This window comes from Serratia sp. A07, assembly GCF_058725505.1.
The window spans coordinates 1-26,043 of the sequence record NZ_JBZXDO010000019.1; the positions used below are offsets into that span (position 1 = coordinate 1).

At 60.4% G+C, this 26,043-nt stretch carries 22 protein-coding genes and 1 pseudogene; 16 read left to right on the forward strand and 7 right to left on the reverse strand.

Annotation, left to right across the window (positions count from 1 at the left end):
- From AC4PR2_RS17780 to AC4PR2_RS17790, 3 genes are all read left to right on the forward strand, one after another.
- On the forward strand, window positions 1–1,401 hold a 1,401-nt coding region (locus AC4PR2_RS17780; protein ID WP_492175328.1), incomplete at its 5' end, for a hypothetical protein.
- 9 nt (window positions 1,402–1,410) lie between these two features.
- On the forward strand, window positions 1,411–3,321 hold the full coding sequence (locus tag AC4PR2_RS17785; RefSeq protein ID WP_346420417.1) for a hypothetical protein: 1,911 nt from the start codon (window positions 1,411–1,413) through the stop codon (window positions 3,319–3,321).
- A complete protein-coding gene (locus AC4PR2_RS17790) occupies window positions 3,302–4,729 on the forward strand; it encodes a hypothetical protein (protein ID WP_087762752.1) in 1,428 nt (475 codons plus the stop codon). The genes AC4PR2_RS17785 and AC4PR2_RS17790 overlap by 20 nt, the downstream gene beginning before the upstream one ends.
- A 60-nt stretch (window positions 4,730–4,789) precedes the next feature.
- On the opposite strand, the gene AC4PR2_RS17795 is transcribed toward AC4PR2_RS17790, so the two are convergent.
- The 4 genes from AC4PR2_RS17795 to AC4PR2_RS17810 form a co-directional block, all read right to left on the reverse strand.
- Entirely contained in the window at window positions 4,790–5,503 is a 714-nt protein-coding gene (locus tag AC4PR2_RS17795) for a flagellar brake protein (protein WP_049199733.1), read from the reverse strand.
- 76 nt (window positions 5,504–5,579) lie between these two features.
- Complete coding sequence (locus tag AC4PR2_RS17800) at window positions 5,580–6,362, reverse strand: N-formylglutamate amidohydrolase (RefSeq protein WP_123895030.1); 783 nt, start codon at window positions 6,360–6,362, stop codon at window positions 5,580–5,582.
- Window positions 6,363–6,463: 101 nt separating this feature from the next.
- Window positions 6,464–8,185, reverse strand: a complete 1,722-nt coding sequence (gene olsF, locus AC4PR2_RS17805) for an ornithine lipid synthase OlsF (RefSeq protein ID WP_049199741.1) — start codon at window positions 8,183–8,185, stop codon at window positions 6,464–6,466.
- A 155-nt stretch (window positions 8,186–8,340) separates the two neighbouring features.
- Window positions 8,341–10,011, reverse strand: coding sequence for a DUF4091 domain-containing protein (locus AC4PR2_RS17810; RefSeq protein WP_492175329.1), 1,671 nt, complete (start codon window positions 10,009–10,011; stop codon window positions 8,341–8,343).
- Window positions 10,012–10,476: 465 nt separating this feature from the next.
- Between AC4PR2_RS17810 and AC4PR2_RS17815 the strand changes: the two genes are divergently transcribed.
- The 11 genes and pseudogenes from AC4PR2_RS17815 (at window position 10,477) to ogt (ending at window position 21,465) form a co-directional block, all read left to right on the forward strand.
- The gene (locus AC4PR2_RS17815; protein WP_442995221.1) at window positions 10,477–11,730 is read left to right on the forward strand and encodes an ABC transporter substrate-binding protein; all 1,254 of its coding nucleotides are present in this window, start codon (window positions 10,477–10,479) and stop codon (window positions 11,728–11,730) included.
- A gap of 78 nt (window positions 11,731–11,808) precedes the next feature.
- A complete protein-coding gene (locus AC4PR2_RS17820) occupies window positions 11,809–12,750 on the forward strand; it encodes a carbohydrate ABC transporter permease (RefSeq protein ID WP_047730640.1) in 942 nt (313 codons plus the stop codon).
- Window positions 12,751–12,760: 10 nt separating this feature from the next.
- Window positions 12,761–13,579 (forward strand): carbohydrate ABC transporter permease, encoded by an 819-nt coding sequence (locus AC4PR2_RS17825; protein ID WP_004938251.1) that lies wholly within the window; start codon window positions 12,761–12,763, stop codon window positions 13,577–13,579.
- A 21-nt stretch (window positions 13,580–13,600) separates the two neighbouring features.
- Window positions 13,601–14,710: pseudogene (locus AC4PR2_RS17830) on the forward strand (ABC transporter ATP-binding protein); the annotation flags it as partial.
- Between the two features lie 22 nt (window positions 14,711–14,732).
- Window positions 14,733–16,016, forward strand: coding sequence for a Gfo/Idh/MocA family protein (locus AC4PR2_RS17835; protein WP_492175330.1), 1,284 nt, complete (start codon window positions 14,733–14,735; stop codon window positions 16,014–16,016).
- A 17-nt stretch (window positions 16,017–16,033) separates the two neighbouring features.
- Window positions 16,034–16,939, forward strand: a complete 906-nt coding sequence (locus AC4PR2_RS17840; protein WP_087762746.1) for an ROK family protein — start codon at window positions 16,034–16,036, stop codon at window positions 16,937–16,939.
- A gap of 332 nt (window positions 16,940–17,271) precedes the next feature.
- A complete protein-coding gene (gene agaR / locus AC4PR2_RS17845) occupies window positions 17,272–18,042 on the forward strand; it encodes a transcriptional repressor AgaR (RefSeq protein WP_087762745.1) in 771 nt (256 codons plus the stop codon).
- 25 nt (window positions 18,043–18,067) lie between these two features.
- Complete coding sequence (locus tag AC4PR2_RS17850; RefSeq protein ID WP_337046679.1) at window positions 18,068–19,234, forward strand: SIS domain-containing protein; 1,167 nt, start codon at window positions 18,068–18,070, stop codon at window positions 19,232–19,234.
- Between the two features lie 9 nt (window positions 19,235–19,243).
- Complete coding sequence (locus AC4PR2_RS17855; protein WP_049199756.1) at window positions 19,244–20,098, forward strand: tagatose bisphosphate family class II aldolase; 855 nt, start codon at window positions 19,244–19,246, stop codon at window positions 20,096–20,098.
- A 305-nt stretch (window positions 20,099–20,403) separates the two neighbouring features.
- Window positions 20,404–20,715 carry a YmdA family protein gene (locus AC4PR2_RS17860; RefSeq protein WP_049198300.1) on the forward strand — a complete coding sequence of 104 codons (312 nt, stop codon included), beginning with the start codon at window positions 20,404–20,406 and terminating at the stop codon, window positions 20,713–20,715.
- A gap of 219 nt (window positions 20,716–20,934) precedes the next feature.
- Complete coding sequence (ogt, locus tag AC4PR2_RS17865) at window positions 20,935–21,465, forward strand: methylated-DNA--[protein]-cysteine S-methyltransferase (protein ID WP_060418648.1); 531 nt, start codon at window positions 20,935–20,937, stop codon at window positions 21,463–21,465.
- On the opposite strand, the gene AC4PR2_RS17870 is transcribed toward ogt, so the two are convergent.
- A complete protein-coding gene (locus tag AC4PR2_RS17870) occupies window positions 21,462–21,989 on the reverse strand; it encodes a glycine zipper family protein (protein ID WP_164113063.1) in 528 nt (175 codons plus the stop codon). The two genes, ogt and AC4PR2_RS17870, sit on opposite strands and share 4 nt — an antisense overlap.
- Window positions 21,990–22,005: 16 nt before the next feature.
- Entirely contained in the window at window positions 22,006–22,341 is a 336-nt protein-coding gene (locus tag AC4PR2_RS17875) for a hypothetical protein (protein WP_060418645.1), read from the reverse strand.
- 393 nt (window positions 22,342–22,734) lie between these two features.
- Here AC4PR2_RS17875 and fnr point away from each other — a divergent pair, with 393 nt between their 5' ends.
- Together fnr and uspE are read left to right on the forward strand one after the other, a co-directional pair.
- Window positions 22,735–23,499: a fumarate/nitrate reduction transcriptional regulator Fnr gene (fnr, locus tag AC4PR2_RS17880; protein ID WP_004938278.1), complete on the forward strand. Its 765-nt coding sequence runs from the start codon at window positions 22,735–22,737 to the stop codon at window positions 23,497–23,499.
- A 126-nt stretch (window positions 23,500–23,625) separates the two neighbouring features.
- The gene (uspE, locus tag AC4PR2_RS17885) at window positions 23,626–24,588 is read left to right on the forward strand and encodes a universal stress protein UspE (RefSeq protein WP_492175331.1); all 963 of its coding nucleotides are present in this window, start codon (window positions 23,626–23,628) and stop codon (window positions 24,586–24,588) included.
- Window positions 24,589–24,645: 57 nt separating this feature from the next.
- Here uspE and pntB read toward each other — a convergent pair whose 3' ends face one another.
- Window positions 24,646–26,040, reverse strand: a complete 1,395-nt coding sequence (gene pntB / locus AC4PR2_RS17890) for a Re/Si-specific NAD(P)(+) transhydrogenase subunit beta (protein ID WP_049198296.1) — start codon at window positions 26,038–26,040, stop codon at window positions 24,646–24,648.
- Between the last annotated feature and the right edge of the window lie 3 nt (window positions 26,041–26,043).

Here is a 26,043-nt window from a genome sequence, read left to right on the forward strand (position 1 = left end):
GTTGATCCCAAGAATGCCCGCAAGGCCCAGGTGCCGTATGATAAAGGCACGGTGAACTTCTTCGTGCTCGACGCGGGTGCCACCAACGGTGAGCTGATCAGCGCCCCTTGCCCCAGCCTGTTCGGCAACAACAGCGCCATTTTCAGCGCCAAGCTGACGCCGTCCCAGGCGGTGATCCTCGAAGCCGCGTTCACCCAGGCCAAGGCGCCGGCCGCCGTCGCCTATAACCTCAGCTTCACCGGCATCACGCCGGCGCTGAAGGTCGAAGTGACCGCACAGTTCGAAAGCATCTACAAAGAATTCGATCTGAAATTCGGCGCCAACATTCCCATTCCGGTTGAGACGCCGGCCAGCTTCTGGCTGGGCTTCGACAGCGTCATCAAAAAACTGCAGCAGGATCAGAAACTGGTGATCAAGGTCACCGAAAGCATGCCGGGCGACGAAGAGGCCAAAGAGAAAGAGTGGGCACTGCAGTTCGTCAAGGAAGAGATCCTGAAAAGCTTTTTCAGCGCCACGCTCAAACCTAACGACGACAGCAACCCGCAGGCGAAATCCGCCAGCGACGCCATTCTGGATTCGCTGATCGCCAGCGACAAGAAAGAAGGCGAAGAAGCCGGCAAAGGCGGCCTGTTCCCCAGCGCTTCGCTGGAGATCAAGCTGGTGCGGATCGAGGAAACCAAAAGCCTGAACTTCAACTACACCTCGTCGAAAGCCCTCAGCCAGTCCGCCGTGCCGCAAAACTTCATCGGCAGCGATATCCTGCACGCCCAAAAAACCGCGCCCTACTTTATTCAGGTCAACGTCAACGATCCGTTCTTCCAACAGCTGGATTTGACCGTGCTCGGGCCGGACAGCTTCGAGGAGTACGGTATCAAGGCCGCCACCTTCAACATCCGTTACAACAACCAGGTTTATACCGGCGCGCCTTTCACCAACGATGACGGGACATGGACCAAACGCATTGCCCGCAGCAGCGATAAGAACGAGCTGTTCCATATCACCAGCGTATTCGCGTTCAAATCCGCAGCCTCCTCGGGCTGGGAAGGCAGCAGCAGCTATCAGCCGCAGTCCAAATCGGCCTCGACCCTGCTGAACATGGATCCCGGCTCGGTGCTGTCTTTCAACGAGATCAGTATCTTCCTCGACCGCAAATTCTCGTGGGAAAACTGTAACCAGGTCATGGTGGAGCTGAGCTATCAGGACGACAAAGGAAGCCGCAAGACCAAGAAATATACCTTTACGCAAGGCGCGCACGAGAGCCAAACGTTCAAATACCGCTGTCTGACGGAGAAGCCCTGGGCGGTCAATTACACACTGATCTACTTCCTGGTTGGCGGGGAAACCGTCGAACGCAGCGGCAGCGAAAACCCGCCGGCGATCGTCATCCCCAACCTGGTTTAGGTGAGCACCATGATCGATCGCAACGCAGTGTTACCCGCGGCATGGAACGCCCTGGTCAACGCCCTGTGCAAGGAAGCGCCCCATTTGCAAAACACGCTGGCCCCGGACGTCGCCCGCTTCAGCCGGACGAAGGCGACGCCCGGCGGTTTGTCCGTTGCGTTTACTACCAGCCTGCTCGGTTATAACGGCAGCCCGCTGGAGTTCACCGTCTCGTCGGCCAAACCGCAGGGGCTCGCCTGCACGCTGGATCCCTTTTTACCGCGCTATGCGCAGCGCCGCAGCGCCGGCGCCTTTGCCCGACACTGTGAGGCGCTCACCGCGGCCCCGCTCGCCGATCCCGCCAACAGCCTGGAGGCGGTGCGACGTATGCAATGTGCAAGCGTTCAGCCGCTGCGTTTCGGTGCCTGGCTGGGGCGAAAATACGCCCCGGACGCCATCAAAACCAAGGTCTACGTTGAAACCCCCGCGGACATGGCGGCCGCACCCGATGGCTTGCAAGGGCCGCTCACCGCCGAGGCCCGCCGCGCGGCGGGATTGATGCTGCTGATGGTGGGGTATTATCCGGAATCTGCCGACTCTCCGCGCGAATATTACTACCAGTGGCACAGTGCGCGGATCACGCGTGACGATATCCTCGCCGTCATGCGGCTGTTCGAGGGAGAAAGCCGTTTTTCCGCCCTGATGCCGCTGCTGGACCGCGCGCTGCGGCAGCAGGACAGGCGGGACTTCCCCCCGACCACCTACGGATTCAGTCTGGGATACGCGCCGGACGGCAATCTGGAGAGTTTTACGCTGTTCGCCATGGCGGCAAGTTTTTTCGGCGACAACCGCCGCGTTTTCGACGGCATCACCGCGCTGCTGGCGCCCGATGGCCAAGCCATGCCGCTGCTTAACCGCGCGGTGAGCGAACAGGTTCCGTTGCAGTACAACGTCGTCGGCTTTTCCTGCGATCGCCAGGGCAATCACAGCGTCAGCTGCACGTTCAGCCCGCAAAACGCGCATTTCGAAATCCTGCCATGCAAAGCGCGCGAAACGGCACCGCTTGTGCCATTGCCGTTGGCGGAGCTGTTGGCGCAGCAATGTGCCAGCGGCGCCTTTCCCTCTCATGTCAGAACGCCGGATGGCCGCTGGCACAAGGATGAAAATGCTTTTGTCACCGCCCAGGTGCTGCGCACGCTGGATTATACCGCCCAGACCGCGCCCCATATCGAGCTGGCGCTCGACTTTTTGCTCGGTTGCGAGAGCCGCCCGCACCACTTCCATTTTTGGCCTGCCGGCAAGCACCCCGCCTGGATGGCGGGCCAGCGGATCGACGCTGACATCGACGATACCGCCATTATCACTGAGCTCTTGTATCGATTTCATCGGCGCTCGTTGGCGCAAGCCAGACAGACGCTGGCGCAGATGCAGGCTTATCAGGTACAGCGCGTCGAACGGCGGCTGAAGACGACGCCCTATCCCTGGGCCGAGTGTTACGCCTTTCACACCTGGATGAAAGACGACGGCGATATCACGCAACTGGACTGCTGCGTGAATACCAACGCGCTGATTTTAATCCATACGTTGACCGCCGCTCACGGCAGCCCGCCGCCGGCCTATCCGCGCATTATCCAAATGCTGAATCAGGCGGTGAGCTGGAGCGACGGCGATTACAACCGCCTCAACGCGTTAACGCCCTATTATGCCCACCCGCATGAGTGGCTGAGTACGCTGGAATACGCCAGGCGGCAAGGGGTGCCGCAGCTTTCACCGGCGATCGATGCGCTGGCCGCCTGGCGCTTGCCGGCGACCAACGACGAAAGCCCGCTCTATCGCCGTCACGACGGTCATTTTCTTTGGACTTCCGCCTGCCTGAACCAGTTCAGACATCTGGCACGCCTTTCTTCCCTGGAGGATCGCTATGAACATCTTTCTCAATGATCTGGTGACGCTGAACAAAGTCATTTTGGACAACGCGCGCGAACAGTTTCCCGACGCCGAAGCCCCCCGTCTGCGCTACCGCGCCGCGCCCGCGCCGGTGGCCGACGAACTGCAGGCCGATGTTTGTACCGAAGTCGTCTCGGGAGAGACGCGCTATCGCATCGCCACCAGCAGTGACGGTACGCGCTGGCATATGACGGTGGATTTCGCGCTCAGCCGCGCCGTTCAGCAGGTGCCCTACGTGGTGCTGACCTTCAGCACTTTCGGCAAGGTTGAAGAAATGATCTTCGAACAGGTTTTGCTGGACGTCCCACCGACCCGCTACCGCGCCCAGCTCGACCTGGACCGCCTGGAACAGCGTGACGCGCTGCTGCGAGCGCTGTCGGATTATGACTCGCAAACCACGCTGGTGGTCGCCATCGTCACCGATAACGGGCTCCTCAACACCATCACCTCGCCGAAAGTCTTCTACTTCGCCGAGAACTACTATCCCTATATCTATCAGGGCATCCTGCCGCCGCCACCGCGCCTGCAGCTGATCCTCACGCCGCTGGCCTTCGGGCAGCTGTGGTACAACTACTATCAGGACTATGTACGAAAAAACTATCTTTATTACCTGCCGGATACTTTCCTGCTGGCGACCAACGCCGCCGACGACGACAAACCGATGCTGTCTATCTCGTTTTCTGCAGCGCCGCACGCGACCTCGCTCAACGATGTCGAGGTGACGTTCGACTATTTCCTGTCACCCAAGGTCAATCAGGCGCGCATCGGCGACGCCACCGCACAGTTCACGCAGATGCAACCGGACGGCAAGCTGGCACCGTTCGCCAACGCGGACACCCTGACGCTGCTGCTGGGGCTGCCGGACGGCAAAACGGAGGAAAAAAACGCGCTGATCAATCTGCAGAGCGGTATCGTGGATTCATTCACGCTGCCCGCCAGCCAATTTGGATTGATTTGGGATGCCTTCTTCGATCGGTCGCCGCAAAACCTGCTGCTCAAGGGGTATCTGGCGGTGCAGTTCACCGGCTTCAACCCGGATAATCTGCCCGTGGCGCTGGCGCTGGACGCCAAATACCAGAACAGGCTGCCGGATTTCATCAAGCAATCCGCACCGGCGGACATCAATAAGACCGTGGAATTCCGCAGCGATGCCGGCGCCTACGATCCCGCCGGGCCGCGGCCGATCAAGCGCATGCTGGTCAGCATCGACAATCAGACCATTGAGCTGGACAAGGAGCACCCCGTTCAATCGGTTAACGTGAAGATTTCCGTGCTGGAACTGATCCTGCATCCGGACAAGAAGCTGGTGTATCACTACGATTTGCAGATTATCTACGTCGACGGCGGCAAAAAGTCCTCCTACGACAATACGTCCAGCTTCGAGATTATTTACGTCCCCTGAACGGGGAGAGAATGGCGGCGCGGCCGGGCGGCATCCAGCCCGACGCGCCGGAACAGAGGATCAGCGTTTTTTCTTTTTGTTGAAATCCAGCTCGAAGGCGAACACCGCGCTCTGGATTTTGCGCTCCATCGCCAGCCCCAGCTTGAGGAAGCGGCATGACAGGCGCGAGAAGTGTACCACCTGATCGTTGTCGTCAGTTTCCTGATCGTCGTTGACCACCACCAGCTCCATGTTGACCTTGAAGCTGCCGTAGCTGCCCAGATCCAGCAGCGCTTTCTTGAACTGCAAACCCGGCTGGAAGAATTCCGGCAGCGGGCCGTCGAAGCGCAAACCGACGCCGCCGGCGGACAGATCGTGGATCCGCAGCTCATAAGGCGTACCGTCCGGGTATTCGCCGGTGCAGAAGAATTGACGCCAGTGCGGCGTGGTGATGCGGAACTGGCGACGGCGCTGAATGTAAACCAGCTCCTGCGGCAGACGGGTCGAGCAGGCCTGGACGCCCTGATGTTCGGTCAGCTCCGCCTGGCCGACGGAAAACTCGATTTTGGCGTCGTTGCTTTCAATCACGATGGTGCAGGCGCCGTCGATGGCGCTCGCGGCTTCCTCACCGCTAAACACGATATTGTCCGGCCCGACGCTCAATAACAGACTTTGAAACCGGTGCTGCTGATTTTCTACGCGCAGCGGCGTGCGTTGTTTGCAAATTTCACGCAGAATCGCCAGAACTTCAAAACGCTCCCGTTTGATAAACAGTCCGTTATCGCTGTGCTCCACACGTCTCTCCTGACTTTTTTTCTAATGACGTCTTACGTATTCCTTACGGTTATCATCTCTGGGAATATTCCTAAAGTCAAATTTGCCAGCGTTGCCAGGCCTGCGGCAACAGGCGCGCGAAACGTTTCGCCCACGCCTGCTGCCCGCGTTCGTCGGCGATCAGATCCTGGCGAATTTCGATGCCGACATAAGGCAAACCGCGGCGTTCCGCATGAACCGGCAACGTATAGTCGGTGGCGTCCGTCATCGCATAAGGTTCGTTGATGCCCACCTGCAAATCCCCCTCTTCGCGCAGCAGCTCGGCCAGCAGATGGGCAAACTCCGGGTAGCGGTTAAACAACAGCCCCACCTGCCAGGGGCGCGATTCCCCCTTGAACACTGGCGTAAAGCTGTGCATGGCGATCACCGCCGTCGGCAGTTCACGCAGTTGACGTTGCCCCAAATGATCGTCAATGGCGTGGTGATACGGCAAAAATACCTCGCGCTCGCGCGCCAGCGCGTGTTCGGCGTCGATACCGATATTGCCGGGGATCGGCGTCAGCTCGGACAAGTGCGGGATCGAGCTGGCGATGCCGGGCGCCCGGTTGCAGTCGATCACCAACCGCGAATAGCGCTGATGGATCAGCGTTGCGTCCAGCTGGCGGCTCAGATGGCGCGACACGCTCAGCGCGCCGATATCCCAGCCGATGTGGCGTTCGATCTCCCCGGGCGGTAAGCCGAGATCGCCGAGGGATTGCGGTATCGCCTTGCCGGCGTGATCGCACAGCAGCAAAAATGGCGCTTTGCCATGCGGGATTTCAACGGCGGCGGCAGAGGGTTCATCGGCGGACAATAACGGCGGGATAAACGAGTGAGGCATGCAAGGCTCCGGCGGTGGAAAGCGAAACGTTTATCGTAGCGCTATCCCGTCGCCGGCCCCAAGGTCGTGCTTAGATCAAAAAGGCATGAGTCAGACTACAATCATGCCGTCTCGGCTGGCTGTGGCTGATGCACTGCAATATAACGCTGATAGCGCGACGGCTTGAGCCGCGTGGTGTCCACCAGCACCAGCCCATCGATGCAGTTGTTGAACGCCGGATCGGTGCCGAAGTCGATAAACTGCACCCCGCCCGGCTCGCACAGCTCGGTGTACTGTTTGTACAGCGTCGGGATCGAACAGCCGATGTTGCTGAGCAGGCTCTTCAGCCGCACCAGATCTTCCTGGTAGTTATCCCCGGCAAACTGCGCCAGCACCTGCGGTAGCGACGCAGGATAAGGCCGGCGCGACTGCGCGAAGGCATGATCCGGCGAGAAGTAGAGCCGATAGAAGGCGATCAGCAGATCGCGCGCCGCCAGCGGCATGCCGCCGGAGATCGACACCGGGCCGAACAGATAACGGTACTGCGGGTATTTCGACAGGTAGGCGCCGATGCCCAGCCACAAATAGTCCAGCCCGCGTTTGCCCCAATAGGCGGGCTGAATGAAGCTGCGCCCCAGCTCGATGCCCTGCGCCAGGATCGGTTCCATATCGCGGTCGTAGTGGAACAGGCTATTGCTGTAGATGCTTTCCAGCCCTTTGCGTTCGATTTGTTCGGCGGTGGGGATAAAGCGATAGGCGCCGACGATCTCCAGCTCCTCCTCATCCCACAGCACCAGGTGATAATAGTCGTCGTCGTAGCTGTCCAGATCGCGGCGGCGGCCGGAGCCTTCCCCTACCGCACGGAAGGCGATCTCGCGCAGGCGACCCAGTTCGCGCAGGATCGGCGTGCGCGCTTCGTCGTGGCGGCGGTAGAGGTAGATGGTTTTACCGTCCGGCGTCACCCCCAAGCGTTCGCAGTTCGCCAGCGCTTTTTTCAGCTCCAAACGCTCTTCCGGCAGCGCGATCGGCGATTCGCTGGCGAACAGCCCCGGCTTGCCCTGGCCCAGGCGATACACATGGCGGCGAAAACGCTCCGCCAGATCCTTGGCGCTGGTGTGGCCGTCGTGCCAGTTGGCGAACGGCACGCGGCCGCCGATGCGGATCTTGATGCGCCCGCCCCGCTGCTGGAACATTTCGCGCACCAGCAACAGCGTCGACAGCGGCCGGTAGACCAGCGAGGTAAAGTAGAACAGGTTGCTGTTGCGCGCGCTGATATGAATAGGCACGATCGGCGCGCGCGCCTTGGCGGCCAGGCGCAGAAAGCCGGTATGCCAGTGGCCGTCGCGGATGCCCTTCGGGCTCATGCGCGACACTTCGCCGGCCGGGAACAGGATCAGCGCGCCCTGATTGTCCAGCTGCTGCTGCATGCCTTCAATCTGCTTGCGGCTGGTTTTATAAGCGACGTTATCCACCGGCACGAACAGGTTGCGCAGCGGTTCGATGTAGGTCAGCAGCTGGCTGGCCACCACTTTCACATCCGGGCGCACCGCCGCGACGGCGCGCAGCAGCACCAGGCCGTCGAGCGAACCGATCGGGTGATTGGCCACGAGCACCACCGGCCCCTGGCTCGGAATGTTTTCCAGATCGCCGTCCACCAGCTCGCAGCTGAGGTTGAAGTAGTCCACCACCTGCTCGATCAGATCGAGCCCTTTCAGGTGGGGATAGTCGGCGGCGAACTGTTTGAATTCTTTTTCGAAGAGAAGGGTTCTTAGCAGGCTGCGCTGCCAGGCAGGGGTATTGCGGTGTGGAAATGCATCTTGCAACAGAGAATCCAGGCTGAACATCGCGTTATCTCCTGACGTAGTCGCTGCAAACTTAAGCCAGAGCCGTGACTCTGACGTGTCAGTTACATGACAATAAAATGAATCCATCGACTATCAGGTATAGCAAAGTAATGGCGATTTGGGAGCGAAAGACGCATTTTCGCCCCCATTGCCCCTCACATCGGCGCCAGCAACGCTTCGATGCGGCGGTTCACCGCTTCTCGCAGGCGCAGCAGCGGCCCGGCCTGGTGCGGATATCGCTTGAAGGTGATGCGCATGCCCAGCTCGCGTTCGATCAGCGTCTCCACCGTCGCCCGGTCGGTCAGACTCTCCAGCAGCTGCAGCGCACGCATGTCCTGCAGCCCCTGGTGCAGCACCCGCAGGCGCAGCGACTCCACCGGCTGCAGATCCTCGCCCGGATAGACCACGAACGGATCGCCGGAGGGAAACGCATGGCCGCTGTCGGTCACCGCGTACGGATTGATGCGCTCGCGCGAATGGGCGCTGTTATAGAAGTTGAATCCCCAATGCAGGAAGCCGGCAATGCGGTACAGATACAGCTGCACGCCCAATATGCGGTTGCGCGCCGAAGGCTGGGCGAAGAACCGATTGGCGACCTCGGTTTTCTGCACGCAGCAGTAATAGGCCCACAGGCCGGGCACCCGGTGTTCGATAAAGGGATAGATATGATCGGTCGCGGCGACCGGGGTTTCCACCAGGCCTTGCTGATAGAAAGCGAAATCCGACAGCGCGTCGAAGGTGCGGAAGCCGTCCAGCAGCGGCCGCAGCGCGGCGGCGGCGCGCCGATAGGCCGCCAGGTTGTCCAGCGTCGGCTCATCGGAAACATGGAACCACACCTGCCGTTCCAGCCCCCGTTCGCGGAACCAGGCGGTCAATTCGGGCAGCAGCGCCTGCAGGAAACGCTGATACGGTTCGCCCTGCGCATCGGTGTGCCAGCCGAAAAGCGGTCGCGCCTCGCCCTGCTCCTCCACCACGATCTTAGGCGCATGCACCGCCCCCCATTGGGTAAACAGCGGCGCGATTTCGAAGTGCTCGATGCCCTCTTCCTGCGCCAGCGCCACCCACTGCGCCAGGCGGCTGAAATCGAAGCCATATCCCTGCGCCGAACGCGTCACCCTCACCAGCTGCACCGTGGTGCGTTCGCCGCCGACGGCGGTATCCAGCGGCGGCGTAAACAGCGGCGTCAGCAGCATATTGACCCCGGCGCGCACCGCACAGCGCACAAAGTGGCGCACTGCGCGCCAGTAATCCGGGCTGAACACCGCCAGACGGTAGTAATCCGCCAGGCAGTCGGTGTGCAGCCACTCGGTGTGCAACAGCGTTTGCGGCGGTAACGCCGCCGGCACCAGATGCAGCGTCAGCGTGGCCTCGGCCAGCGCCTCGCCGCTCTGGGCATCCAGCAGCCGCAGGGTCAACGGAAAGTCGCCGGACAGTTGCGCATCGGCCGGCGGCGTCAGGGTCAACCACAGGCTGCCATAATAGCGGCAGGCGGCGAAAAAACGCCGTTGCGGCAGCGGCATCAGCGGATCGGGAAATAAGCCCGGCTCGGTCGTCAGGTAATTCTCGTCGGTCTCGCGATAACAGGGAAAACCGCTCGGCACCGATTGCACCTGGCGCACGCTGATATACTCCGCCAGCGGCCCGTCGAGTTGATAACACAGCTCATGGCGGGTTTCGTTGCCCGGCGTTTGCAAACAGTACACCGCCTGCCAGGAAAGCACCTCGTTATTTAACCCGCTCAGCCTTTCCTCCACGGAAATAGGCGGCACGCTGTGGCGATGAAATACTTTCTCCAGGCAATGAGTAAATACCAGAGACAGGCGCATGATGTTCGGCCCTCTTTATTTTTAATGAATAAACACGGTGAAATTCAGGCTAGCGCCTTTTATCGCCACAGACAATAGCCGGTAATAAAAATCGTTCCCACGCCCTTCTTTGACTGCCGCAATCCGATTTTTTTGTTTATTTGCATCACAAAAATGAAAGAAGCTGATGCTTGCACAATAAAAATGTTTTTAATCCCCATTATGGTGCAAGGGTTATCAGTTATTCCTATGCCGGCGAGGGCCGCTAAATGCCGCGACAGCAGGGAGAAAACCCACCAGCAGGTTAACGAAATGTGAACAAAACAACCTTTCACTTGGCCGTGAAAGCCTTTCGGTTTTAACAACAGTGAAACATTCGCGCCCCATTTTTGGGCATTCGGGGGTGTATTGACACATTGAAAGTTAAGGGATAGAAAGAATTTATGTTGCGAAAAACGTTATTCGTCGCTCACCGAGGGGAAAGCAATGTCACCGATAAAAAATACCGGACGCCTGCTGGCGCACTCTATTCTTGCCAGCGCATTATTATTACCTACCCTGCTCCACGCCGCAGATAAAATAACATTGCGCTATGCCGTTTGGGACAGAAACCAATTACCTGCCGAACAGGAGATAGCCAAACGCTTTGAACAAGCCAATCCGGCTATAAAAATAGAAATAGAATTAACGCCCTCTGCGCAATATTTCGTTAAATTGGATTCTGCCGCCGCCGGCGGCGTGGCGCCGGATATATTCTGGATCAATATGCCTTATTTTGTGCAATACGCCAAAAACGGCATTATGGAACCGCTGGCGCCTTATATTAAGGACAGCGGCCTTCAGCTGGACGACGTGGTCGCCAGTTCGGTAAAAGCCTACCAGTACGACGGCCAACAGATGGCCATTCCGCGCGACGTCGACTCCATCGCCGTGTGGTACAACAAAAAACTGTTCGATCAGGCCGGCGTCAGCTACCCCACCAGCGACTGGAGCTGGGACGATCTGAAAAACAAAGCCACCGCCCTGAAAAGCGGGCTGAAAGGCGCCGCCTTCCCGCTGGTGATGGATCTCAGCATCGACGGCCAGGACAGCTATATGAACCTGCTGTTCCAAAACGGCAATCACATCGTACCGAAAGACGGCCAACCCACCGACATCGCCAACGACAAATCCATCTGGGTCTACCAGCAGCTGCAGGGCATGATGAAAGACGGCCTGATGCCGAGCGCCCAGCAAATGAGCGAAGTCAAAACCGAGAACATCTTCCAGTCCAACCGCGCCGCGATGGTCTATGCCGGTTCCTGGCTGGCGGCGCCGTTCGCCAACAACCCGCTGATCAACGATCACATCGGTGTGGTAATGATGCCGAAAATTGAACGCCAGTCCGGCGTAGCGCACAGCCTGGCCTTCGCCATGTCGGCCAAAAGCGCCCACAAACAGGCCGCCTGGAAATATATCGCCTTCATGAGCAGCGAAGCCTCGCAGGCGGAGCTGGCCAAGGTGGTGATCCCGGCCAACAAGACGGCGGCCAAGGTCTGGGCGCAGCAGATCCAGAAAGTCGACGTCTCGCCTTATATCCAGACCCTTGAAGTGACCCAGGCTTACCCCACCGCCGGCACCAATACGCCGAAATGGCAGAACATGTGGATCGCCAGCCTGAAGAAAATCTTTATGGGCGCGGACGCCAAGCAGGAAATGGACAAATCGGTCAAGAAGATCGCGCGCGTCATGGAGCAGTAATCGCCCCGCCGCGGCGCGCTACCCCGAGTGTGCGCCGCAGTGGACCCACGCTGAAAGTGATAGGTGAGGAATGGCAACATGTCGCTGGCAGAAACGGCTACGGTCACCCTGAAATCATCCCGGCGCACCGCCCGCCCCGCGCTCAATCGGCTCGAACGCGCCGAACGCTTCTGGGGCTGGGTGATGATCCTGCCGCTGCTGTTGGGGGTCACGGTGTTTTACCTGATCCCCTTTTTACAGAACATTTTTTACAGCTTTACCGATCTGAACCAGTTCATGCGCTGGAGCAGCATCAGCGTCGATAACTATCTCAACCTGTTCGAAGACGACGACTTCTACACCGCCGCCGCCAACACCCTGTTCTACGTGGTGGTGTGCGTACCGATCAGCCTGAGCCTGTCGCTGCTGTTGGCGATCGGCCTCAACCAGAACATCCGCGGCAAAGGCCTGCTGCGCACCCTGCTGTTCCTGCCGGCGGTCACCATGCCCGCGGCGGTGGCCATGGTGTGGCAATGGCTGTTCAACAAGGATTTCGGCCTGATCAACCAGGCGCTGGGCCTGCTGCACATTGCGCCGGTCGCCTGGCTGTCCGATCCGGACGTGGTGCGCATCAGCGTGTCCATCATCATCATCTGGTCGTCGCTGGCGCTGAAGATCATCATTTTGCTGGCCGGGCTGCAGAGTATTCCGCGCCAGCTGTACGAGGCGGCGGATATCGACGGCATCGGCACCCTGCGGCGCTTCTTCTGCATCACGCTGCCGATGATGGTGCCGACGCTGTTCTTCGTGTCGGTGATGAGCTTTATCGAGATCCTGCAAATCTTCGACGTGGTGTTCCTGATGTTCGACCGCGCGCTGGTGGAAAACGACGTGATGACCGTCACCAACCTGTTCTACAAGTACGCGTTTTACCTGCAGGAAAAAGGCTACGCCTCCGCCATCACCGTGGTGCTGTTCGCCGTCACGCTGGTGATCACCCTGATTCAAATGGCGATCGGCAAGCGCCTGAAAGTCAGCTGAGGAGCTGCACATGAACGCAAGCAAGAAAACGCTGGTGTACCTGTTTATGGGGCTGGCGGCGCTGGCCTCGGTCGTGCCCTTTATCTGGATGCTGGTGACCTCGCTGAAAACCCAGGCCGAGAGCATCCAGATCCCGCTGACGCTGCTGCCGGCGCACCCCAGCCTGCAGGCCTACGGCCGGGTGATGCACGAAATCCCGTTCGCCGGTTTTTATCTCAACTCGCTGCTGGCGACCTTCTTCACCGTCACCCTGCAGATGGCGATCGCCACCCTGGCCGCCTATGGCTTCTCGCGCCTGCATTTTCGCGGCCGCGACGCGGTGTTCCTGGTGTGCGTGTCGATCCTGATGGTGCCCGGCCAGGCGTTTCTGATCCCGCAATTTCTGGTGGTACAGAAGCTGGGGCTGGTCAACAGCATCACCGGGCTGGTGCTGCCGGGCATTTTCAGCGTCTACGCCACCTTCCTGCTGCGCCAGTTCTTTCTGGCGGTGCCGAAGGAGATGGAAGAAGCGGCCTTGATCGACGGCTACAGCTACTTCGCCATCTTCTGGCGCATCATGCTGCCGCTGATCCGGCCGGGCATTATCGCCTGCGTCATCATCAACGGCCTGTGGAGCTGGAACAACCTGATGTGGCCGCTGATCGTCAATACCACCACCGAGAAGCTGACGCTGCCGGTTGGCCTCGCCTCGCTCTCCAGCCGCGCCGGGGTGGAATACCCGTTGCTGATGGCCGGGGCGCTGATGGCGGTGATCCCGATGCTGATGCTGTTCATTATTTTCCAACGCTATTTCATCCAGGGCATCGCCAGCGCCGGGGTGAAAGGCTAACGCGCAGACAAGGTAAATGACATGGCCGGAATTCAGTTAAACAGCGTTAAAAAAGTCTACCCCAACGGTTTCCACGCGCTGCACGGCGTCAATCTGGACATTGAGGACGGGGAATTTATGGTGTTCGTCGGCCCGTCCGGCTGCGCCAAATCCACCCTGCTGCGGATGATCGCCGGGCTGGAGAGCGTCAGCGAGGGGCAGATCCTGATCCACGATCGCTGCGTCAACGACAGCATGCCGAAGGATCGCGGCGTCGCCATGGTGTTCCAGAACTATGCGCTGTACCCGCACATGACGGTGTACAAGAACATGGCGTTCGGCCTGATCGGCAAAGAGAGCAAGGCCGAGATCGACCGCCGGGTGCGCGACGCGGCGGAAAAGCTGGAGATCACCAACCTGCTGCAGCGCAAGCCGGGCCAGCTCTCGGGCGGCCAGTGCCAGCGGGTGGCGGTCGGCCGCGCCATCGTGCGCAAACCCAAAGTGTTCCTGTTCGATGAGCCGCTGTCCAACCTCGACGCCAAGCTGCGGGTGTCGATGCGCGTGCAGCTGATCGAACTGCACAATCAGCTGAAGCAGGAAGGCGCCGCCGCCACCATGGTGTACGTCACCCACGATCAGGTCGAAGCGATGACCATGGGCGATCGCATTTGCGTGATGAACCGCGGCGCCATCATGCAGGTGGATAAACCGATCAACCTGTACCACCACCCCGCCAACCGTTTCGTCGCCGAGTTTATCGGCAGCCCGTCGATGAACCTGCACGATCTGGCGATCGTGCGCGACGGCCAAACGGTGCGGCTGCGCATCGGCCTGCAGCACCCGCTCGAGCTGCCGCCGGCGCTGCAGCGGCAGTTGACGGACTATCCGCATGCGCGGGTGTGCCTCGGTATCCGGCCGGAGTCCCTGCGGCTGTGCGCGCCCGGCAGCGCCAACTGCTTCCCGGCGCAGATCGTCACCATCGAGCGCATGGGCAACGAAGAGCTGCTGCACTGCGAGCTGGCCGACCTGCGCTTCGTGCTGCGCATGGCGTCGCTGCCGGACTGGGAGCCGCGCCTCGGCGAAAGCGTTCATCTGGCATTCGATCTGACGCGCGCACATTTGTTCGACGAGCTCAGCGGCCAAAACCTCAAATATCAACAGCGGAGTATCAGCAATGTCGTCAACACAACCCAACAACGTTGCCCAGCGCCCGGTGCAGGTGCTGGTGGTCGGCGCCGGCGCGCGCGGTGAAATCTACTCGCGCTATGCGCTGGCGCACCCCGATTTGATGCAGGTGGTGGCGGTGGCGGAACCGCGCGACGCCTACCGCGAGCAGTTCGTGGCGCAGCACGCCATCGCGCCGGAAAACGTCTTCACCGACTGGCGCCAGGCCGCCGATGCCGACAAGCTGGCCGACGCGGTGCTGATCTGCACTCAGGATCAGATGCACCTGGAACCGGCGCTGGCCTTCGCCCGCCAGGGCTACGCCATGCTGCTGGAAAAGCCGCTGTCGCCGGACGCCGACGAGTGCCGCGCCATCGTCGCCGAGGTGGTGCGCCAAAAGCTGATCTTCTCGGTCGGCCACGTGCTGCGCTACACCCGCTATACCCAAAAGCTCAAACAGCTGCTGCGCGACGGCGCGATCGGCGACATCGTCAGCCTGCAACACCTGGAGCCGGTCGGCTACTGGCATCAGGCGCACTCCTTCGTGCGCGGCAACTGGCGCAACGATCGGCAGGCCGCCTTTATGCTGCTGCAGAAATCCTGCCACGACATCGACTGGATCCGCTACGTGATGGAGCAGCCCTGCGAACAGGTCAGCTCCTTCGGCAACCTGCGCCACTTCCGCCAGGAAAACCAACCGGCCGGCGCGGCGGACAACTGCCTGGATTGCGCGGTGGAGGCGTCCTGCCCCTATTCCGCCAAACGCATCTATCTGGGCGACGACCACAAGGCCACGCCCGGCTTTCTGCGCGTATTAACGCCAGAACCTGACCAGACAACGCTGCGGGCGGCGCTGCGCGACGGGCCCTACGGCCGCTGCGTTTACCGCTGCGACAATAACGTGGTCGATCATCAGGTGGTCAACATGCAGTTCGCCGGCGGCCGCACCGCGTCGTTCACCATGACGGCCTTTACCCGCCACGAAGATCGCCACACCCGCATCTTCGGCAGCCGCGGCTGCCTGGAAGGCGACGGCCGCCATATCCGCATCACCTCGTTCCTCGACGACGGCGAAACGCATTACGACACCGACGCCGGCCAGCATCTGCACGCCATGGCCGGCCACGGCGGCGGCGACTACTACCTGATGCAGCACTTTATCGCGGCCATTCGCACCAACGATCCGAGCCAGGTGTTGGCCGGCCCGGCGGAAGCGCTGGAGAGCCACCTGATGGTGTTCGCCGCCGAACGCGCGCGCCGCGAAGCGGCGGTGATCGCCCTGAACGGAGCCTGACCATGAGCACGAGAGAGATGCGTTACGGCTTCGACATCGGCGGCACCAAGATCGAAATGGCCGCTTATGATCGCCGGCTCAATCAGGTGCTGCTTCAGCGCGTGCGCACCCCAACCGGCGATTATGGCGAGTTCGTGGCCTGCATCGCCGGGCTGGTCGAGCAGGCGGACCGCGAGCTGCATACACGCGGCAGCATCGGCATCGGCCTGCCGGGGATCACCGATCCCGTCAGCCGCCGCCAGCTGGCGGTCAACGTGCCCTGCCTGACCGGGCATTGCCTGGCGGATGATTTGACGCAGGCGCTGGCGCGGCCAATCGCCATCGAGAACGACTGCCGCTGTTTCGCGCTGTCGGAAGCCAGCACGCCGCAAACCGCCCATCTGCCGCTGGTGTTCGGCGCCATCATCGGCACCGGTGCCGGCGGTGGCCTGGTGGTGAACCGGCAATTGCACAAGGGGCGCAACGGGCTGGCGGGCGAATGGGGCCATATGCCGATCTCCGCCCAGCTGGCGCAGCGCTACGATCTGCCGCTGTTCGGCTGCAACTGCGGGCTGACCGGCTGCTTTGAACGCTACGTCTCCGGCAGCGGGCTGCTGGCGCTGAGCCGCCACTTTGCCCATCCGGCCGCCGACGTGCCGGCGCTGGTCGCCAGCTATCGCGCGGGGGATACGCTCGCACAGTGGCTGATGACCGTCTACGTCGACATTCTGGCCAGCGCGCTGGCCGGTTTGCAGCTGCTGCTGGACGTCGATGCCTTCGTGTTGGGCGGTGGGTTGTCGAACGTCGGCGAGCTGTATCGGCTGCTGCCGGCGGCGATGCGGCACTGGCTGCTGCCGGGCGTGGAACCGGCAGCGGTATTCCCACCGGTGCACGGTGACAGCAGCGGCGTGCGTGGCGCAGCGCTATTACAGGCGGCGGCATAAAAAAACAGTGAAAGCCCGGCGGCTGTCGAATGATCGCTGCGGCTTTCGCCGCCGCAGGGCCGAATAAAGCCATCGCGAGAATTGTCGACTGAAAAATAACGAATTTGCCGTTTTCACTTTGTGTTAATACCGCTTTCGGTTACCGCTAAACCGAAAGCAAAATTAAATATAACCAACTGATAGATATAGATATTTTAAAATTAATCGATTGCATTTCAGTGTTTCGTTTGCTGTAATTCGCCACGAACAACTGAAAGCGCTCCGGTCGGTATCGCTGCGGCTTATTAAGCCGCGGTCGGGCACGGCTACAGGTAAATCAGGAGTCTGCGTTAATGATCAATACCGCAAAACGCCGGGAATTAATTATCGACCAGCTGTGCCGCGAAGGCTCGGTGCGCGTGGAACAGCTCAGCCAGCAGTTTTCGGTGTCCAGCGTCACCATCCGCAGCGATCTGCGCCAGCTGGAAAAACACGGCTGCGCGGTGCGCGCTTACGGCGGCGCCATGTTGAACAAACAGTTCGCCTTCGATCGCCCGCTGCAGGACAAGGGCCGCATCAACCGCGACGTAAAACACGCCATCGCCTGCGCGGCGGCGGCGCTGATTGAAGACGGCGACGCCGTCATCCTCGACTCCGGCTCCACCACCAGCCAGATGGCGCCGCAGCTGGCGGGGAAAAAGGATCTGGTGGTGATGACCAACGCGCTGAACATCGCCTTCGAGCTGGCCAACAACGAGCAGATCGATCTGATGGTGGTCGGCGGCAGCGTGCGCCGCAAGGCCTGGTCGCTGTACGGCCCCGCCGCCGAACAGCAGCTGCGCCAGTACCGGTTCGACAAGCTGTTTCTCGGCGTCGACGGTTTCGATCTGGCGGGCGGCATCACCACGCCGGATCCGGGCGAAGCGCAGCTGAACCGCGTGATGTGCGAGGTGGCGCGCGAAGTGATCGCCATCGCCGACGCCAGCAAATTCGGCCGCACCAGCTTTTGCATGATCCGCGAAATCGGCCAGATCCACCGCCTGGTCACCGACGGCCGCATTCCGGAACACTATCTGCAGGCGCTGCACCATTTAGGGATCGACGTGATTATCGCCGACCGTTAACCGAGGCTTTTAAGGAGTTGTCATCATGAACGCGTATTTCTCTTACGAGGCGGATTGGCTGAAGCAGCGCAACGCCTGGCACACCGCCGCAGAGATTTGGCAGCAGCCGGATCTGTGGGCGGCGCTGCATCGGCAACTGCAGGAGCAACAGGCGCAGTGGCAGCCGTTCCTGGCGCCGCTGTTGGCCAATCCTCGGCTGCAAATCGTGCTGTGCGGCGCCGGCAGCTCGGCGTTCGCCGGCCGCGCCCTGGCGCCCTGGCTGCGCGAACGAACCGGCCGCGACGTGGCGGCCTACGGCACCACCGATATCGTCGCCAACCCGCGGCAGTATCTCGATCCTGAGCGGCCGACGCTGCTGGTCTCCTTCGCCCGCTCGGGCAACAGCCCGGAAAGCGTGGCGACGGTGGAGCTGGCCGACCAACTGCTGCCAGAAAGCTACCACCTGATGCTGGTCTGCAACCCGGACAGCAAGCTGGCGCAGTATGCGCATCGGCGCGACAACGTCTGTTCGCTGGTGATGCCGCAAGGCTCCAACGATCAGAGCTTCGCCATGACCTCCAGCTTCAGCTGCATGATGCTGAGCGCCGCGCTGCTGCTCGGCCCGCTTTCGCTCGAGGCCGCCCAGGCGCCGCTGAACGCCATGGTGCAGCGCTGCCGCGCACTGCGCGAAACGCTGCAGCCACAGGTAAAGGCGCTGGCCGCCAGCGGTTTCCGCCGTTATATCACCCTCGGCGGCAGCTGCTTTACCGGCCTGGCGGAAGAGGCCTCGCTCAAAATGCTGGAGCTGACCGCCGGGCGCATCGTGACGCGCTACGACTCGCCGCTCGGCCTGCGCCACGGCCCGAAATTTATGGTCGACGGCCAAACATTGGTGGTGGTGATGTTCTCCCACGACGACTACGCCCGCCAGTATGACCGCGATCTGTGGAACGAGCTGCAGCGCGACGGGTTGGCGATGCAATTGGTCGGTTTGACCGGCCAGCCCCGGACACCGTCCGATGCCCTGCTGCCTATGCATCAGGCCACGGATGATATCTGGCTGCTGTTCCCGTATCTGCTGTTCACCCAGATGCTGGCCTTCGAGAGTTCGCTGGCGCTGGGGCTGACCCCAGACAACCCTTGCCCCACCGGCGAGGTTAACCGGGTGGTGAAAGGCGTGACGATTTACCGTTTCCTTTCCCCCGTGCAGTAAGGAGATCCCATGTATCTGATAGCCAACCGAGAAATGCTGCTCAAGGCGCAGCGCCAGGGTTACGCCGTCCCGGCGTTTAACGTTCACAATCTGGAAACCGTGCAGGTGGTGGCGGAAACCGCCGCCGAGCTGCGCTCGCCGGTGATCATGGCCGGCACGCCCGGCACCTTCAGCTACGCCGGCACCGACTACCTGATCGGCATTTGCCAATCGGCCGCGCACCGCTACGATTTGCCGCTGGCGCTGCATCTGGATCATCACGAAGAGCTGGACGACATCGAGCACAAGGTGAAAAGCGGCATCCGTTCGGTGATGATCGACGGTTCCCATCTGCCGTTCGAGCAGAACATCGCCAAAGTGGCTGCTGCGGTCACCTTGTGCCACCGCTATGGCGCCAGCGTGGAAGCGGAACTGGGCCGCCTGGGCGGGCAGGAAGACGATCTGATCGTCGATACGGCGGACAGTTTCTATACCGACCCGGTGGCGGCACGCGAGTTCGTCGCCGCCACCGGCATCGATTCGCTGGCGGTGGCGATAGGTTCCGCCCACGGCCTGTATCACGGCGAGCCGAAGCTGGACTTCGAGCGCCTGGCGCTGATCCGCGAACAGGTGGACGTGCCCCTGGTGCTGCACGGCGCCTCCGGCATTCCGGAGGCGATGGTCAAACGCGCGATCTCGCTCGGCGTCTGCAAGGTCAACGTCGCCACCGAACTGAAAATCGCCTTCGCCGATGCGGTGAAAAGCTACTTTTCACAGCACCCGGATGCCAACGACCCGCGCAAATATATCGTCCCCGGCAAGCTGGCGATGAAAGAAGTGGTGGCGGAAAAGATCCGCATCTGCGGCAGCAGCGGCATGCTGTAACCCCGCGCTCGCCCCCGGTTTCGTGGCTGCAGCACGGGGGCGAAAACATCCCGCCATTTCCCGCTTTCCTGAGAGAACGATCACAGCCTTTTACCCTGCCCGCGTCGGAAACCATTAACCGGTCTTCACTATGATCCAAATCATGGTTTTACTCACCCTACCTCCCTATTATCAAATTCATTGGATGCAGGCAGTAGGATTTTTGCCCATTCGTTTTTATTTCGCCAGGCGAAATAGCTTATTTGATGAAAACAAGCGTGCTTGTTTTTTAATTGGCAGCATTTTTACTCTGAGAGGAACAGCGTATGAATCATTACTTAGCCGTATTAAGCGCATTGGTCATTCTGCCCTTCGCTCTGCAAGCAAAACCGCTTTCCGGCAGCCCGGTCGCCTCCGGCGTCGTGCGCTTCACCGGCGCCATTACCACCCCGGCCTGCACCATCACACATCAGGATGAACAGCTTATCTCCAACTGCTTCGGTAAAGTGACGGAATATCAGAACGGGTATATTTCCTCTTCGTTAAAAGAAATGCCAAAAGAATTAGTCTCTGCCGTCACCAGCGAAATGGTGAATAACGATCCCCATTTAAAGCGCGTGACCATCAGCTATAAGTAACGCCAACGCGTTAATGTCTGATGAAAGAATAAACAAGACACAACTTGTCTTGATGACTTATAAATTTATTTTATAAATTTAACGTGCAATGACTCCCCGGCTTACCCTGAGCCGGCTATTTGGGCAACCCTGCGGTTGCCCATCAGCATGTCCGAAATCCGCCATCGCTTCCCCCGCTTTCATGCGATAATCGCCATACCAAACCGAGGAGTGATCCAGATGCAGACTTTTTTGATTGATCGTACCGCCACGCCGGTGGGAGAACTGGTGCTGATTGCCGATGAACAGGGGCGCCTGCGGGCGATTGACTGGACCGATCACGAAGCGCGCCTGATGAAGCTGCTGAATACCCACTACCGCGCCGATCGCTTCACCCTGCGCGAGCAGCGCGATCCCAGCGGGCTGACCGACGCGATGCAACGCTATTTCGCCGGGGAACTGGGCATTATCGATCGGCTGCCGGTGATGACCGCCGGCACCGAGTTCCAACGCACCGTGTGGCAACAGCTGCGCCAAATCCCGTGCGGCGAGATCCTGACCTACGGCCAGCTGGCGCAACGTATCGGCCGCCCGACCGCCTCACGCGCGGTCGGCATGGCCAACGGTTCGAATCCGATCAGCATCGTGGTGCCCTGCCACCGGGTGATCGGTTCGCAGGGCGCGCTGACCGGCTATGCCGGCGGCGTGCAGCGAAAGCAGTGGCTGCTGCAGCACGAAGGTTACTTGCCGCAGGATCTGCTCTCGCGCTAGCGCGGCACATAGTCCGGCGGGACGCCCTCCGCCGGGGCGGCGGGATAGTAGTCCGGCGGCACCGGCGATGAGGTGGCCTCACCATAACCGTAGGCCACCGGCACCTTGTTACCTTTGGCGTACATGCACTGCGTATACACGGTATCATAGCGGTCTTGCAGGTCATCGCTGCTGCGCCAGGCCGAGTTATTGGCCATCGCGCTGCCGACCAGCAACCCGCCACCCGCGCCGATCAGCGCGCCGGGGCCGGCATGACCGGATGCGGCGCCAATCAACGCCCCTGCCGCCGCGCCGACGGCCGTTCCCGCCACCGCCGTTCCCGTCGCCGAATTGGCCGCCGTTTGCGCTCCGCCGCCAAGGCTGTTTTGCGCATAGCCGCGGCACATGGCCTCATCGCGATTGAATTGTTCGTAACTTTTCCCCGTGCCGGGCAGCGCGGTGACCCCGGGCCCGGAAGGCGCAGAGACGCAGCCGGCCAACAGCCCGGCCAGCGCCACTATCGGGAAAGCAAAAGAGTGTCTCATCACGCACCGCCTTTAATCACCGGGAGAACGGACCGTCTGGCACCACCTTCATCCAACCGTCAGGACAACGCGGCACCTGGGGGTAATAGCCCGCCGGGCGGCGGCAGTAGTAGGCATAGCTCGGCGGCTTTTCGATATAGGTCTGCGGCGGCGGCGGCGTGACATACACCACCGGCGGCGGCGGGTAATAGAGCGGCGGCGGCCCCCAGGGCACGCCGATCACCACGCGCGGCCCGCCGTAATAATAGCCGTGCCGGTAGTAGCCGTGGCCGTAATAGCCGTGGGCGAAGGCGGCGGCGCTGGCCGTCATCAACACCGCGGCGGCCGCCATCAACAGTATGCGCTTTTTCATCATCCACTCCCGAACAGGATCGTTCACCTGCCTTTCTGACCTTCAGCTTAACGCCGATGCGGCGCGGCTTTGCGGTGAGGATTCGGATGAATGCGACAAGCTTTCGCCAGTAAATGTGTCAAAGGATGATTGATTCACGCCGCTAAAACCTGTCAATGCGAGCCGCGCAGACCACCCGCGCCGATTGCCCTGCCTTATGCCGCCGGAATGGCGACCGCACGTTGCGCATAAGTGCCAAATAAATCTAGCGACTTCAGCGCGATACAGAATAATCGGCGGCATGTGTGCGCAAAATTCGCACACAATACCCCTATTCATGCTAATGCCACCCTTATCAGCTGCAGCAAAAGATGTTAAAATTGACTCATATCAATTATTGAATGAGCGTAATCTATGATCCCGGAAAAACGCGTGATTCGTCGTATCCAGTCTGGTGGTTGTGCGATCCATTGCCAGGACTGCAGCATCAGCCAGCTGTGCATTCCTTTCACCCTTAATGCCCACGAGCTGGACCAGCTCGACAACATTATCGAGAGGAAAAAGCCCATCCAGAAAGGCCAGACCCTGTTCAAGGCCGGCGATGAGCTGAAATCGCTGTACGCGATCCGTTCCGGGACCATCAAAAGCTACACCATCACCGAGCAAGGCGACGAGCAGATCACCGGTTTCCACCTGGCGGGTGACCTGGTGGGCTTCGACGCCATCGGCGGTCTGAAGCACCCAAGCTTCGCTCAGGCGCTGGAAACCTCGATGGTGTGCGAGATCCCATTCGAAACCCTCGACGATCTGTCCGGCAAAATGCCTAATCTGCGTCAGCAGATCATGCGACTGATGAGCGGCGAGATCAAAGGCGACCAGGACATGATCCTGCTGCTGTCGAAGAAAAATGCCGAAGAGCGCCTGGCGGCGTTCGTTTACAACCTGTCGCGCCGCTTCGCGGAGCGTGGCTTCTCGCCGCGCGAGTTCCGGTTGACCATGACCCGCGGCGACATCGGCAACTACCTCGGCCTGACGGTGGAAACCATCAGCCGCCTGCTGGGCCGCTTCCAGAAAAGCGAAATCCTCAGCGTGAAAGGCAAATACATCACCATCGAAAACGCCGACGCCCTGTCGGTGCTGGCCGGTACGCCACGCATCAACGTGACCGTCAACGCCTGATTCCCCTGCCGGATCAACATTTCACCGAAATTGTTGATCCGGCACGCTTCTGTTGTTGTTCTGTTTTTCAATGTTGGGTTACTCTGTAAATTAACAGACTGTTGATTTCAGCTGTAAGGAGGCCCTATGGCGAAGTATCAGAATCTTCTGGTGGCTATTGACCCCAATCAGGACGATCAGCCGGCATTGCGCCGCGCCGTGTACCTGGTAAAACGGAACGGCGGGCGCATCAAAGCCTTCCTGCCCATTTATGACTTCTCTTACGAAATGACGACCCTGCTCTCCCCGGACGAAAGAACGGCGATGCGGCAAGGTGTGATCAGCCAACGCGCCGCCTGGATCAACGAGCAGTGCCGTTTCTATCTCAACGACGGCGTGCCGATCGAAATCAAAGTGGTCTGGCATAACCGCCCCTTCGAAGCCATCATTCAGGAAGTGCTTTCCGGCCAGCATGATCTGCTGCTGAAAATGGCGCACCAGCACGACCGGCTGGAGTCGGTGATCTTCACCCCCACCGACTGGCACCTGCTGCGCAAATGCCCTTGCCCGGTGTGGACGGTAAAAGACCAACCCTGGCCAGAAGGCGGCAAAGCGCTGGTGGCGGTCAACCTGGCCAGCGAAGAACCCTATCACGACCCGCTCAATATCAAACTGGTGCAAGAAACCGTCGAACTGGCGCAGAACGTCAACCAGACCGAGGTTCACTTGGTCGGCGCCTATCCCGTTACCCCGATCAACATCGCCATCGAGCTGCCCGACTTCGATCCGAGCGTCTACAACGACGCCATTCGCGGCCAGCACCTGATCGCCATGAAGGCACTGCGGCAGAAATTCTGCATTAAGGAAGAGTTCACCCACGTGGAAAAAGGCCTGCCGGAAGAGGTGATCCCCGATCTGGCCGAACACCTGCAGGCCGGCGTGGTGGTTCTGGGCACCCTGGGCCGCACCGGCATTTCGGCGGCCTTTATCGGCAACACCGCGGAACATGTGATCGACCATCTGAAATGCGATCTGCTGGTGATTAAGCCGGAGAACTTCAACTGCCCGATCGAGGCGGATGAAGACGATGAGCACGACGACGAAGATTAGCCTTCACGCATAAAAAAATGGGCCGCTAATAAGCGGCCCATTTTTTTGGTTGCTCAACTACTTCTGCAATGCCCGCAGAATTGCTTCCACGCTGTCTTTGGCGTCGCCGAACAGCATCTGAGTGTTCTCCTTGAAGAACAGCGGGTTCTGCACGCCGGCGTAGCCGGTGTTCATCGAGCGTTTGAACGCGATCACATTCTGCGCTTTCCACACTTCCAATACCGGCATGCCGGCGATCGGGCTGCGCGGGTCTTCCAGCGCCGCCGGATTCACCGTGTCGTTGGCGCCAATCACCAGCACGGTGTCGGTATCCGGGAAATCTTCGTTGATTTCATCCATCTCCAGCACCACGTCGTACGGCACCTTCGCCTCCGCCAGCAGCACGTTCATGTGGCCCGGCAAACGCCCCGCGACCGGGTGAATGCCAAAGCGCACCTTCACGCCGCGCGCCCGCAGTTTCTCGGTGATTTCCGCCACCGGATATTGCGCCTGCGCCACCGCCATGCCGTAACCCGGCGTGATGATCACCGAGGTGGAGTTCTTCAGCTGCTCGGCCACCTCTTCCGCCGTGGTTTCACGGTATTCGCCCATCTCTTCGGCATCGCCGGTAGACGAACCGTCACTGCCGAAACCGCCGGCGATCACGCTGATAAACGAGCGGTTCATTGCCTTACACATAATGTAAGACAGGATCGCACCCGAAGAGCCCACCAGCGCGCCGGTGACGATCAGCAGATCGTTGCTCAGCATGAAGCCCGCCGCGGCCGCCGCCCACCCCGAGTAGGAGTTGAGCATCGACACCACCACCGGCATGTCGGCGCCGCCGATCGAGGCCACCAGATGCCAGCCGAACGCCAGTGCGATCGCCGTCATCAGCAGCAGCGTCACCACCTGCCAGCCCACGCTGTCGGTACGCACGAACGCCACCAGCAGCAGGAACGAGATCACCAGCGCCGCCAGATTCAGCTTGTGGCGGTTCGGCAGCATCAGCGGTTTGGAAGAGATGATGCCGCGCAGCTTGCCGAAGGCGACGATCGAACCGGTGAAGGTTACCGCGCCGATAAAGATGCCGAGGAACACTTCGGTCAGATGGATATTCGCCATCACCGGCTCCATCGGCGCGCCGTGATCCAGGTAGCTGTTGAAGCCGACCAGCACCGCCGCCAGGCCAACGAAGCTATGCAACACCGCCACCAGCTCCGGCATTTCGGTCATCTCGACCTTCTTGGCCAGATAGACGCCGATCGAGCCGCCGATGATCATGGCGATGATGATCCAGCCGACGTTGCCGGAATCCGGCCCCAGAATGGTGGCGATCAGCGCGATCGCCATACCGGCGACGCCGAACAGGTTGCCCTGCTTCGACGTTTCATGGCGCGACAGGCCCGCCAGGCTGAAAATAAACAAAATAGCGGCAACAATGTATGCAGCTGTAACCAATCCTCCAGACATTTG